The 13500-nt window shown below is 66.8% G+C and carries 6 protein-coding genes; 5 read left to right on the top strand and 1 reads right to left on the bottom strand.

Annotated elements, in window-relative coordinates:
- The first annotated feature begins 49 nt into the window (after positions 1 to 49).
- Both QSK05_RS24325 and QSK05_RS24320 read left to right on the top strand, forming a co-directional pair.
- On the top strand, positions 50 to 535 hold the full coding sequence (locus QSK05_RS24325; protein WP_285599621.1) for a very short patch repair endonuclease: 486 nt from the start codon (positions 50 to 52) through the stop codon (positions 533 to 535).
- Positions 536 to 641: 106 nt separating this feature from the next.
- On the top strand, positions 642 to 1769 hold the full coding sequence (locus QSK05_RS24320; protein WP_285599620.1) for a DNA cytosine methyltransferase: 1128 nt from the start codon (positions 642 to 644) through the stop codon (positions 1767 to 1769).
- A gap of 30 nt (positions 1770 to 1799) precedes the next feature.
- Here the strand turns inward: QSK05_RS24320 and QSK05_RS24315 are convergent, their stop codons facing one another.
- Positions 1800 to 3467 (bottom strand): TIGR02391 family protein, encoded by a 1668-nt coding sequence (locus QSK05_RS24315; RefSeq protein ID WP_285599619.1) that lies wholly within the window; start codon positions 3465 to 3467, stop codon positions 1800 to 1802.
- 381 nt (positions 3468 to 3848) lie between these two features.
- On the opposite strand from QSK05_RS24315, the gene QSK05_RS24310 reads away from it, so the two are divergent.
- From QSK05_RS24310 to QSK05_RS24300, 3 genes are read left to right on the top strand one after another with little or no spacing between them, the layout of a single operon-like run.
- On the top strand, positions 3849 to 8444 hold the full coding sequence (locus QSK05_RS24310; protein WP_285599617.1) for a DEAD/DEAH box helicase: 4596 nt from the start codon (positions 3849 to 3851) through the stop codon (positions 8442 to 8444).
- On the top strand, positions 8441 to 10273 hold the full coding sequence (locus QSK05_RS24305) for a UvrD-helicase domain-containing protein (RefSeq protein WP_285599616.1): 1833 nt from the start codon (positions 8441 to 8443) through the stop codon (positions 10271 to 10273). Before QSK05_RS24310 ends, QSK05_RS24305 begins: the two co-directional genes overlap by 4 nt.
- A complete protein-coding gene (locus tag QSK05_RS24300) occupies positions 10266 to 13496 on the top strand; it encodes a helicase-related protein (protein WP_285599615.1) in 3231 nt (1076 codons plus the stop codon). The genes QSK05_RS24305 and QSK05_RS24300 overlap by 8 nt, the downstream gene beginning before the upstream one ends.
- Positions 13497 to 13500 lie beyond the last annotated feature (4 nt).

The raw sequence follows: 13500 nt of genomic DNA, 5'->3' as shown, positions 1-13500 counted from the left end.
TATTAAGGTCCGTCTAACCTAGCCTCAAGGTGACGTCAGGGAGCTGGAAGTGATCGACTCGACACCGAACAATGACGTCGGATCTGGAATCGAAGACGTGCCTGAACCGCCGGTCCCTAGTTCAGCCGGAGTCTCCGCCCGTATGCGACGACAGGTCCGCAAGGACACCAACCCCGAACTTGAACTGCGGCAATTGCTGCATGCGGCCGGACTGCGTTACCGAGTCGGGCTGAAGGTCCCCGGCCTGGGAAGGCGCACGATCGACATCGCGTTCACTTCGGTGAAGGTGGCGATCTTCGTCGACGGGTGTTTCTGGCACGGCTGCCCCGAGCATGGGACGTGGCCAGCGGCGAACGGCGAGTGGTGGCGATCCAAGATCCTCAAGAACCGTGCTCGGGACCTGGAGACGACACAGCATCTGCAAGAACAAGGGTGGTGCGTGCGCCGGGTGTGGGAGCACGAGCTGCCGAACGAGGCAGCGGTGGAGGTCGGAGAACTGGTCTTGCAGCGCCGATCGGGACCCGGCGGGGCGTAAGGTGCGAATTGTCGTACGGGGTGGCTGACCTTGCTCCCACGGCTCGGTAGCATTCGGTCTTATGACGTCTACCTCTGCATCCGGTGCAGCACCTGACCGGAACAGCATGGTGGACCTTTTCGCCGGCCCAGGCGGACTGGATGTTGCCGCGGCCTGGCTGGGCATCGACTCGATCGGCGTCGAATGGGACCCCAGCGCCCGCAACACCCGAGACGAAGCCATCCTGGAGTCGTCGGAGATCGGCGACGTCGAGGCGAACGACCCGCTAGGGGTGGACTTCGGCGAGCGTCAGATCCTCGTCGGCGGGCCCCCGTGCCAGACATTCACCGTGGCCGGTGCCGGTGCCGGACGGCGGGTGCTGCACGACGTCTGCACCGCCATCAAGGCGATGGGGGCCCTGGAGAGCGTGGAAAAGGTCCGCAAAGATCTGGACGAACGGACCCGGTTGGTCCTTCAGCCGCTCCACTGGATCATGACCAGGGCCACCACCGAGGGTTCCACGCCGTACAAGGCCATCGTCCTGGAGCAGGTCCCGGCCGTTCTTCCGGTCTGGGCGGCCATGGCCGAGGTGCTGCGCGATCTTAGCTACAACGTAGATGTCGGGGTGCTTCACACCGAGGAGTACGGCGTCCCGCAGACCAGGCGCCGCGCCATTCTGATCGCCAACCTCGAGCACGAGGTGGAACTCCCCGCGCCGACGCACCACCGTTTCCGCAAGGGCGAGGCACGACCGACCGAGAGCGAGGGCCTCAAGCCCTGGGTCACCATGGGGGAAGCGCTGGGTCGCAAGTCCGAGTTCACGGTCATCTCCAACTACGGCACCGGAGGAGATCCGGCAGCCCGGGGGAAGCGGGACTCCGGGATGCCTGCCTTCACCGTCACCGGGAAGGTCAGCCGGAACCGTCTGATCGGCAAGGGCATTCGGCGCGACGTGAACGACCGGTTCACCATTTCCGAGATGGGTCGGCTGCAGACCTTCCCGCACGACTACCCCTGGCAGCCGACGAACATCGCCCAGCAGATCGGCAACGCCATCCCGCCTCGCCTGGCGGCTCATGTCCTCGCTGCCGCGGTGGGCCACGAGATCGACCTGGCCAAGCTCGATGCGACCATGTCGATGTCCTGGGAGGAGTCGCGCAAGCCGAAGAACAGGGTGGTTGCCCGGAGCACGCCGGCCGACCCCACGAAGAAGCGGAGACCGAAACCGGCGAAGCAGAGCTCCTTGCCAATCTGAGCGACTCGCGGTCCCCAGGGTTGGCTCCGCCTAGGTTTCGCTCGCTGACGGGGAGCCTGCCTCCATCCGCCGGTACAGGTGCGAGATGATACTCAGGCCGTCCAAGCAGTCCTGCGCCGTCAGGGCACCGGCCGCCTGCAGACGCTGTTCCTCCTCGTGCGCCAACGGATTCCGGAAGGCCGAGACCGCTCCCTTCGACAACTGGAACTGCCCCTCGCGCATGCTGTCCAAGGTGTTCTTGTCGAAGCCTTCTGCCAGAAAAGGCGCTGAGACGTCAAGTTTCAGGTTTCCCTCGGACAGCGACTGGTTGACGATCTGAGTCGCAGTGAGACCGCTCAGGCCGGTGCGCTCGCGCAGGTCGTTGACGTAACGCTTCGCGGCCTCAGTGAGGGCCGAGTGGTAGTACTCGATCCGGTAGAAGTTCTCCGCCGCCTGCTGAATCTTCGGGTGCAGGTGCCGCCAGTGAAGATCCGCGTACTCGGGTGCGATCTTGCGCAGGCTCTCGATCAGGGACGAGCGGTCCTTGTCCCCGATGACCGAGTCAGCCGAGGTCAGGATCTCGGCCGCATCCTGCACGGCCTCCTTCTCAGGCCCTTTGATGGTGCCGGTCCAGGCGTCGATGTCGACCCCGTGCTCCTGGACCAGTCGCTTGCGGTTTGCCGTGCGACGGGCCGTGCGGCGTTCGTGGGCGATCCACCGCAGCAAGTCCTGCAGGAAGGCGCGCAGGCCGGCGGAGGATCCGCTGTCCCAGCTCATCGCACGACGGTCCGTGGAGATGACGTCGGCCTCCTGCTCGTCGATGTAATCGACCTCCAAATACCCGGTCAGATAAGAGAAGGCGTAGCTGGACTCGGAGACACCGAAGAACTCAGGTTCGTTCGCCAGGCGCCCGTGCGCGTACAGGGCCAGACCGCGCTGCTCGACCGGGACCGGCTTGGCAGTCGCCACGATGCGCCCGGTCACGGACGCGTCCGGCAGCCGGGCCTTGAGCTCAGCGGGCAGGTCGTCCGGAACTCTCCATTCGGCGTCGCGCTCGAGGTTGTCCATCCGGGAACGGCGGTCGACGTGGTGGGTCCGGCCGCCGGCGTCGACCACCTCAATGCGGAAGTCGTTGTCCCGATAGATGAACAACCGCCCGAGGCTGACCGCCAGATCCTGGGCCACGACCGAGGTGCGGCGACGCAGGTTGCTGAGAGTTACGACGGTACCCGACGTCGCCCGGCTGGCCTCGACCCTCGAAAGCTGCGGGTGGTAGACGTTCCCGGTCGAGTTCTTGATCTCCGACCAGTCGAGCCGGACCAGCGACTCCTGGGGCGATCCCTCTCGCCGGGTCCGCAGCTCGATCGTCTCGCCGATCCCGAACAGCGCCAGCTTTCCGAGGCCCTTCTTGCCGGCCACACGTCGGCGACCGGACTCCGACAGCTGCTCCCCGAGCACCCTGCGGTTGCGTCCAATCCGCAGGTACTTCTCGTTCAGGCCCCTGACGGACATGCCGTGACCGTCGTCCTCCACCGTCACCGACCGTGAGTCCGGACTCTCCGCCAGGATGATCCGTACCAAGGTGGCGTCAGCGTCGTAGGCGTTCGCGATCAACTCGGCCAGAGCGTTGGGCAGGTGCGAATACATCTTGTATCCCAGGTGCTCGATCGTCAGAGGATCGAACTGCAGGGTCAAGCTCTGTTCGTAGACATCAGTCACGGACGTTCGTACCTCTCCACCGGGGCGCCGCCGGCTGGATAGTGACCCACCGCGTCCGATAGTACGCATCTGCCAGCTTTCCGAACAATAACCTCGAATGAGTGGTCAACTGTGGCCCTCCAAGGGACAGAATCGAAACGTCATGACTCGATCCCTGAACGGTCGTGGCTGTGCGACTCATACGGCCGATCAAGCCGTCGGCGGGGATGCCCGATCGGAGTAGTTGAGCGATCGACGTGACCAGCAGACCAGTTTGTCGGCGCCCAGCATTAGCGTGCACCGCACGGTGCAGGTGAGAGGAGAACGCGGGTCGTGGGCGGTGCGGGCAACAAGGGGTTCCGGCGTGTTCTGGACGTTGTGGCCGAACAAAATGAGCGGGTTTTGGCGTCGTATACGGCCGACCCGGGACTGATCGAGGAACATGCCAACGGCGAGCGGCGCATCTCCCAGGGCGGTTACGGCGACCGGCAGATTTTCGAGTTGGTGCAGAACGGCGCGGACGAGCTGCGCAATACCGAGCTGGGCGCCATTCACGTCGTCCTGACGCCCCACAGTCTCTACTGCGCCAACGAAGGCGATCCAGTCACCCCCGAGGGGGCAGAGTCCATTCTCCGGCTGAGCGTCTCGCGCAAACGCGGAGGGCAGATCGGCCGCTTCGGGGTGGGGGTGAAATCCGTTCTCACCGTGACCGACGCTCCCCAGTTCTTCAGCAAGGACACGGAGGGTTCGTTCGGTTTCGGTTTTCACCGGGCCTGGTCGCGGGAGGCGATCCTGCAGATAGCCCCCGACGCGAGCGAGATGCCGGTCCTGCGCATGGCGCAGATTTTGGACGTCGACGCCCGGCGGGCCCAGGACCCTGTCCTGAACGAGTTGATGGCTTGGGCCACCACGGTGGTGCACCTGCCGCTCAAGGCGGACGCCGTCCCCCGCCTCGCCCTCGACCTGCGGCAGTTTCCTGCGGAGTTCCTGCTCTTCTCCCCCCACGTGGGGTCGGTCATCCTTGAGGACCGCAGTGGACGCGCACCGGTGACGCGACAGATCTATCAGAAGGTCAGTGGTGTCTCGACGGACCTGGAGGAGGAGCAGGCCAACGGCGACGCCGCCACGCACCGTTGGAAGGTCTTCCGTCACCGGCACCGCCCCGGGCCGCAGGCCATGAAAGCTGCGGGCGAGCTGCACAACCGCAACGAGGTGGAGATCGCCTGGGCCGTGCCGGTGACCCGCAGTAGGACCCGCGGCGTCTTCTGGTCCTACTTCCCCACCAAGTTCGCCACCACTCTGCGCGGGATCCTCAACGCCCCGTGGAAGACCTCGGAGGATCGCCAGGCCATCTTCGACGGCAACGCCTTCAACGAGGAGCTGCTGCAGGCGTCCGCCGATCTGGTCGTAGGTTCACTTCCCATGCTGGCCACCGAGGAGGACCCCGGTCTCTACCTGGACTACTTGCCAGGGCGTGGCCGCGAGGCGCCCCAGTTCGCTGACGAACGGCTGACGGCCGCCATCTATGCGAGGGCAGCCCGTGAACCATCGGTGATCGACCAGGACGGCCGCTTCCGGCTGCCGACAGAACTGCGCCAACCGCCGAAAGAACTTCTGGACGAGTATCTGAAGGCCTGGGCAGCCTACCCGGATCGTCCCCGGGACTGGACCCATCCCCTCACCGAGACAACGGACCGGCGCGCCCGGGTAAACCTGATCATGAGCCGAGCCGGTCGTGAACCTGCGTCCGTCGTCGAATGGTTACAGGCTCTGGTCGCCGACGAGGCACCGGCCTCCTCGAGCGTTGCTGTCCAGATGGTCGCGCGCATGGTGAACACCGGCAGCCCGTTGGCTGCCGAGGCGTTGCAGGCCAAGATCGTCCTGACCCACAACCATGGTCTGGTGCGGCCGGTACGGGGCAAGGTCTTCCGTCGGCAGGGCATCGGCGACGGCCTCACCGAGGACCTGGTGTACGTGCACGACGAGATCGCTCAGGCCTTCGGCCTCGGCAGCGCACTCGACGTCCTCGGCATCCGGGAGGCGGACGGTGCTGGTCGCCTCGCGGCGCTGCTCGACCAGGGAACCACGGGCTGGAGCGACGAACAATGGGATGCCTTCTGGAGCCTGACCCGGTCCGTGGCGCTCGAGCAGCTCCAGTACCTGATCGGGCGGATCCCTGCGACGCAGCGTGCCCGGTTCAAGGTGGCCACGCTGGCGGGCACGTTCCGCGAGATCGGACAGTGTCTCCTGCCAGGGGTCGTGGTCCCGGACTCCGGAGGTGCGGACTCGGCGTTGACCATCGACCTCAGGCATCACCTGGCCGATCGCCATGTGCTGGGACTCCTGGGCGCGTTGACCGGGCCCGTGGACGCGCAGACACCGGACGAGGAGCCCTGGTTCGAGGACTATCGGGAGTACGCGTGGAAGGTGTACGTGGCGAGCCTCGACGCGCACGAGCCCCGACCTCAGGTGAGCACGATGCAGGTCGAAGGGGCTGCGCCGGCGGGACCGTTGCACTTCCTGAGCAGCCTCTCGCCTGAAGGCCGAGCCGCCTTCCTGCGAGCGCTGCCCGAGCGCGGCCTGATCGCACGGTGGAAACGTCAGGTGGGTCGCCAGAAGAGCACGGCGGCCTCCCTGCCCTCGCCACTGGTCTGGATGGCCCGCAAGCACGGCTACCTCAAGACGGAGGAAGGGGTCCTGCCGGTACGCGAGTGCGTCTCACCCGTTCTGGCCCGGCACGCGGCGATGCTGCCGGTCGCCGACATCCCTGCAGCGGTGGCGGAGGTCCTCTCGCTCCCTGCTCGTCTGGAGGATGTGCCCGTCCGGGTGTGGGAACGCTTGTTGCAAAGAGCCGGCACCAGCACCGACGACGCCTTCGTGGGTCAGGCTTACGCGCTGACCCTGACCGGCTCGACGCACTGGCCCGAAGGCGTGGCCACCCGTTGCCGCGTCGGCGAGGACTGGAGCGACCAGATCCCGGACGAGGAGATCACGGTCACCAGCGACGCCGGTGAGTACGAGGAGCTGCGGGCCGAGCGCCTGCCGGCGCTCCTGGCCCCCGACGGCGAAAGCGCCGCCCGGATGATCGAGGCCTGGGGCATGCGTAGCGCGGATTCGGTGATCGAGAAGCGGATCCAGGCGGTGGACGAGTCCGAACCGGTCCTGATCCTGGAGATGTTTCCCTACCTGCAGATGAAGGGGTCCCTCGTCGGACGGCGCACCGTCGTGAAGTGCGAGGCCCTGCAGGAGATCAAGCGCACCCCGAACGGTGAACGCTCCGAGGACCGCTCCTACGTCGTGCAGGGCGAGGTCGTCCGTGTCCTGAAACCCGCTGACGACGAGGAGCTTCTGCAGCAGCTTGATGCCGCACTGGGTCTGGGCCTGGGCGCCGTCGGTCGTCGTACCGTGCTGGAGCACAAGGCCCGTCAGGCGCAGTCGGACGTCAAACGCCGTGCCATGCGCGCGGAGTCACGGGAAGAGAAGGTCCTCGAGCTGGTCGGCGAGGAGGCGCTGAAGGCCGGTTTGCCCGGTGGCCTGCTGGAGTCGCACGAGCGACGCGCGGGACGCAGGGCCCGACCGGCCGAGGTCGCGAAGCTGTCTCTGGACGCGCACGGTGACGGGCTGCTCAGCCGTCACAAGAAGGAGATCGTCCAGCGCGTGGGCGATGCCCCGCGCTCCTTCACCGGTCAGACCAGCACCCGTCGTTTCGTGGCAGAGCTGGGCCTGCCCGAGTCGTTCGCCGGCCTCGAACCGCCCAAGGTGCCTGACTTCGAGGAGGTGGAGGGCCCGACGGCCTATCCCCGCCTGTACGAGTACCAGGAGCTCATCGCCCAGGAGATGGCGGAGGTCCTCACCCGCGACACCCCGAGCCGGGCCATGCTGCGATTGCCGACCGGCGCCGGCAAGACCCGCGTCGCGGTCGAGGCCGCTATCCGGGTGGCGAAGCAGGAACGCCTCCGAGGGCCGATCCTATGGATCGCCGAGTCCGAGGAATTGTGCGAGCAGGCCGTGGAGAGCTGGAAGTTCGTCTGGTCCAAGGTGGGACCTGCCGAGAAACTTTCCATCGCCCGGTTCTGGGGCGGTCGGGACGCCTCAAAGGTCGAACTGAACTACCACCTCGTCGTGGCCACCGATGCCCAGCTGGTACGGCGCCTGGAACAGCCCGGTTACGAGTGGCTCCAGCATCCCGCTTTCGTGATCATCGATGAGGCGCACCGGGCGATCTCGCGCACCTACACGTCGATCCTCGAGATGCTGGGGATCAGTCACCGGCACACGGCCCGGCCTCTCATCGGGCTCAGCGCCACCCCCTATCGTACGAACGACGACGAGTCCGACCCACTACGAAAGCGTTTCGGTGACCGCCTCCTGGGCAAGGACGTCTTCGGCGGGGTGGATCCCTACGAAGCGCTGCGGGAGCAGGGCATTCTGGCGGACGTCGAGCACCGGGAGATCCGCGGTGGGACCGTGAGCCTGTCGGCCGAACAACTCGATCAGGCCGGCACCTTCGAAATTCTCCCGGCGGAGGTCGAACGACAGCTGGGCCGTGACCAGGAGCGCAACGATGCCCTGATTAAGGAGATCAAGGGCCTGGACAAGAACTGGCAGATCCTGGTCTTCGCCACCTCGGTCGATCACGCCCGCTACCTGGCCGCGGAGCTGAACGGTCTCGGTATCGCCTCGGGCGTGATCGACAGCTTCACACCGGACGGACAGCGACGACAGCGCATCGACGACTATCGCAAGCGACGTATCCGGGTCCTGACGAACTACGGCGTGCTGGCCCAGGGATTCGACGCCCCGGCGACCCGGGCGGTGGTGATCGCCCGACCGACCTACAGCCCGATCCGGTACCAGCAGATGATCGGTCGGGGCCTGCGCGGGCCACGCAACGGTGGCGAGAAGGAGTGCCTGATCCTCGACGTGAAGGACAACATCGAGAACTTCGGCAAGGAACTGGCGTTCAACCAGTTCGACCACCTGTGGGGGAACAGATGACCGGTCCCGACGAGCAGGTCGAGCTCACCGCTGAACAGGCGAAGGTTGTGCAGCTACCGGCGGACTCACTGACCGTGGTCACGGCGTGCGCGGGTGCTGGCAAGACCACGACGCTGGCCAGGAAGGTCGACTGGCTGATCACCGAGCTAGACGTTTCGCCGGGCAACATCCTGGTGTTGAGCTTCTCGCGAGCGGCTGTGGCCCGGTTGCAGCAGGCCTTCATCGGCCTGGAACGTCCTCCACGCGCCAAGACCTTCGACAGCTGGGCGCTGGAACTGCTGGTGAACCTCTCACCGGAGGGCGCGTGGAGTTCGCGTCCGTTCGAGGAACGGGTTACGCAGGCCACACTTCTGATTCGCTCCGGCGAAGCAGACGAGTACCTGTCCGAGATCCAGCACGTCCTGGTGGACGAGACCCAGGACCTCGTGGGCGCCCGCAGATCTCTGGTCGAGGCCCTGTTGCACCGAATGGAGTTGGGTTTCACCGTCGTCGGCGACCTGGCCCAGTCCATCTACGGTTTCCAGACCGAGGCCTCCCAACGGGCGACGGAGACCGGCGCCTTCCTGCGTGGCCTACGCCAGGAGTTCGGGGACGACCTGCTCGAGCTGGAACTCAGCGAGAACTTCCGCGCCAGAACCACGGCTGCACGATCGGCGCTACACCTCGCGCCGCAGTTGCTCGCGGTGGCCGAGGGACGGTCCTCGCTCGCCCCGACACGGCTCTACGCAGACCTGCGGGACGTGCTCCAGGATCGGCTCTCGATCGAGTCGCTGAACGAACCGATGCTGGCAGACCTGCTGCGTCAGACGCCGGACTGCGCGGTCCTGACCCGGACGAACGGGCAGGCGCTGCAGGTCGCCGATGCTCTCCACGAGCAAGGCGTCCCGCATCAGTTGCGGGGGGACTTCCGGGACCGGGCCGTCCCGGCCTGGATCGCTCGGTTGTTCCGTTCGGGTGTCCGGGTCCTCACCCGCGAGGCCTTCGACGACCTAGCATCACCGGGCGACATCGAAACCGCGTGGCGGCTCCTCCTGCGGGTTGCACCGGCCTCCGGTCGACGCAGCCTCGACCTGTCCAGACTTGCCGAGCTCATCGCCCAGCAACGCCTTCCGGACGAGTTGCGGGAGAACCCGGACGCCCGGGGCGTGGTCATCTCGACCATGCACCGTGCCAAGGGCCTGGAGTTCGACCTGGTCGTCGTGACGGACCCGGGAGCTGCGCAGTCGGACCGAGAGGACTGGGACCCGGCCGAGGAAGCACGGCTGCTGTATGTCGGTCTGACCCGGGCTCGCGAGAACATCCTGCGTCTGGCGCTGCGTAAGCCCGGCTGGGACTTCGCGGTCAGGCAAGCACCTGGCACCAACCGATGGGGTCGGACCGGCAGGCAGAGCTATTTCCGGACCGGACTCCAGATCGGACCGGGTGACGTGCACGTCGAAGATCCCGCAGGCACGTACCTGCTCGAGGGCTCTGCCTCCGCTCTGCAGGAGTACCTCAAGGACGAGGTGGCAGCAGGCGACGAGGTTGACCTGAACATCGTCGGGCTCGAGCCGACGGGAGGGCCGGTCTACTCGATCATTCACCGCGGCCAGGGCATCGGCGTCACGTCCGAGCAGTTCGGGCGTGACATGTCTCGGTGGCTGGGGCGCGGCAAGCGCGTCCCGCAAGCGTTGCGCTGCGTGCGCATCGCCCAGGTGGAGACCGTCGCCGGACGAGAGGCCGCCGGTAACCGGGCCGGCCTCGCTTCGTCGGGGATCTGGCTGGCACCACGACTCACGGGTCTGGCGCGGTTCACGTTCGACAAGTCCGAGGAGGACGACCGTGGCTGATCACGGCGAGCACTACCGCTTCCGCAAGCAGCTGGTACAGCGGGTGACCGAAGACTTGGTCGGACCGGTCGGCGGCGAGCACGAACAGATCGAGGAGGAACCAGCCAACGCCTACGTCGTCGGTGTCCTGCACCCGCAGGCCGACACAGGCCGGGGGATCAAGAACGCGGCACAGGACTTCGACGAGAAAGCTGGCGACGAGTCGCGCGACGACGTCGTGGACGACGCGGTCCCACTGGCCAACCGGGTCCTGCCCTCGGCGCTGGGTCTGACCTTTGCGGTTGATCTGGCCCGGGCCGGCAGCGTGCTGCTCACCGTGAGCGCAGGCCGCTACGAGGCTGTCAACAGCGACGGCGAGCGGGTGGAGCCACGACGCGCCGAGCGCCGGACCACCGAGACCTCCCAGTACCGCTGGCGCAGGCGCCCGTGGACCCCCGGGACGTTCTCGGTCGACGTCACGACACCGGGCGACCAGCCCTTCCCGTTCCCCGATGTGGAGGCCGAGGTCAGGGTCAGGTGCCGACCGGCGCTGGACGGGATCGTCTCGGTCACCGTCTCGCTCATCAACCGGGCCAAGGTCGCCCGCGACGTCCTCATGGACGGCGCCTGCCTCTTTCAGCCGCAGATCGTGGTCACCCTTGAGGGTGGGACCCCGGCGCTGGCCGAGCGTCCGCGGGCTGCCGCTACCGACGACGAGACGTTGCGCAGCGACATGTTCTACCGACATGCACCGCTGTTCGCCGTCGGGCACGCCTGCGCCGCCAGGTGGACCTGGGACCCCCCGGCCCCCGGCCAGGCAGGTGTCGGGGGGACGGCCTACTGCGCCGAGGTCTCCACCGCCCTCGTGCCGTTGCACGAGCTCATGCTGACCGATGCCAACCCGGCGGTCGACGTGCCCCGGATGCAGTGGCTCGCGCAGGCTGAGAAGGCGGAGGTACTGCGGGCGCTCACCTCGCTGGTCGCCGGTTACCGCACGTGGATCAATGCGGACCTCACCGACCAGTACCGCGAACTGGTGGGCTCCCGGTTCGCCCGGGTCGCGCAAGAACAGGTCGACGCCTGCCACGAGACGCTGGCCAGGATGGAGATCGGCATCCAAATCCTCGGCGACGAGACCCGTCCGGAGATATGGCAGGCCTTCCGTCTGAGCAACCAGGTCATGGCCCAGCAACGGGCCCGGACCGTGTGGATCCGCGACGGCGCCGTGGGACAGCCGGACCTCGCTGCTCCCCGGTGGCGTGCTTTCCAGATCGGCTTCTTCCTGCTGTGCCTGCGGGGCATCGTTGAGCCGGAGCACGAGGACCGTCAGATCGCCGACGTGCTGTGGTTCCCGACCGGAGGCGGCAAGACCGAGGCCTACCTGGGACTGGTCGCCTTCACGACGTTCTTGCGAAGGATCAGGGCCTCTCGTCACGGACGGCCCCAGATCGGCGGCGGGGTGACCGTTCTGATGCGCTATACGCTCAGACTGCTGACCCTGCAGCAGTTTGAGCGAGCAACCGCACTGATCTGCGCCATGGAGGATGTACGCCGCCGGGAGCCCGCGTCCCTGGGAGAGGAGGAGATGTCGATCGGCATGTGGGTGGGCAAGGCCGCCACCCCCAACAAGCTCGCGCAGGCGCAGAAGAGCCTTACCGCCCTGGCCGAGCGCAAACAGCTGACCGAACTCAACCCCGTCCAGTTGCGCACATGCCCTTGGTGCGGCAACGAGATGGACCACACCGACTACCAGGTGCTGGCCGAACTGGGTCAGCTGTCCATCACCTGCCCCAACCCGCAGTGCGCGTTCCACGACGGCCTTCCGGTGCACGTCGTGGACGAGACGATCTACACCGCCAGGCCAACCCTGCTGATCGCCACGGCCGACAAGTTCGCCCAGGTCGCCTGGCGCGGGGAGGTGGCGAGCCTGTTCAACCGGGCCGGCGCACCGGAAGGGACGCCGCCGCCCGAGCTGGTGATCCAGGACGAGCTGCACCTGATCTCAGGACCTCTGGGGTCGCTGGCCGGACTCTACGAAACCGCGGTGGACATCGCGGCCGAGCGCCCCAAGATCGTGGCCTCGACCGCGACCATCCGTCGCGCCGACGAACAGGGGCGGGCCCTGTTCGACCGTCGCGTACGACAGTTCCCGCCCGCAGGGCTCGATGCCCGTGACTCGTGGTTCGCCGTCGAACGATCCCGCGAGGACAAGGCGACGCGCCTGTACGTCGGGGTCATGACCTCCAGCACGAGCCAGGCGACCCTGCTCATCCGCACTTATGCGGCCCTGCTGCACCACGCCAAGACGCTCGAGGGCCCCGACCGCGTCAGGGACGCCTACTGGACCCTGGTCGGCTACTTCAACAGCCTGCGCCTGCTCTCGGCCGCCGAACTGCAGGTCAACTCCGACGTCGACGAACGCCTGCAGCAGTTGGCCTTCCGCGACCAGGTCGACACGCGGCTGGTCCAGAACCTGTCCGAGCTGACCAGCCGCAAGGACTCCAGCAAGATCCCCGAGTACCTCAAGGAGCTGTTCGAGGAGTACGGCAGCCAGGGGGTGATCGATGTCTTGCTGGCGACCAACATGATCTCTGTCGGCGTGGACGTCGAACGGTTGGGTCTGATGGCCGTGATGGGCCAGCCGCAGGCGACCGCCGAGTACATCCAGGCGACCAGCCGGGTCGGGCGTCGCGACCCCGGACTGGTGCTGGTGATGCTGAACTCCAACAGGTCGCGGGACCGCTCGCACTACGAGAACTTCGCCGGGTACCACTCGGCGCTCTACCGCCAGGTGGAGTCGACCAGTGTCACACCCTGGGCCTCCCGGGCGCGCGACCGGGCGCTGCACGCGGTCCTCGTCGGCTTGCTGAGGGTGCGCCACCCAGTTGCCCGCACCAACGGGGCTGCCGCGCAGATCGCCGACTTCCTGCCCCAGGCGCGACAGGTCGTCGACGAGATCGTCGAGCGGGTCAGGACGTCCTCGAACCTCAGCCAGGAGCAGCAGATCGAGAAGCTGGCCGATGCGGTACGTGAGGAACTGGAGTTCTTCCTGCAGGACTGGGTGGACCAGGCCGCATCGGATGCCCTGGTCTACGAGGCCGAGTACAAGAAGTGGGACGGGAAGCAACGCGGCCCCGCCCTGTTGAAGGCGTTCGGCCAGGACGACGACCTGGTCCATGCGCAGGACACGATGTGGAGCATGCGGGACGTCGACGTCGAGTGCTCCGTCTACCTGGAGCGATGAACAC

This window comes from Kineosporia sp. NBRC 101731 (assembly GCF_030269305.1).
Lineage (GTDB): Bacteria > Actinomycetota > Actinomycetes > Actinomycetales > Kineosporiaceae > Kineosporia.
The sequence above is the reverse complement of the archived record's forward strand: the minus strand, read 5'-3'. Positions and strand labels throughout refer to the sequence as shown.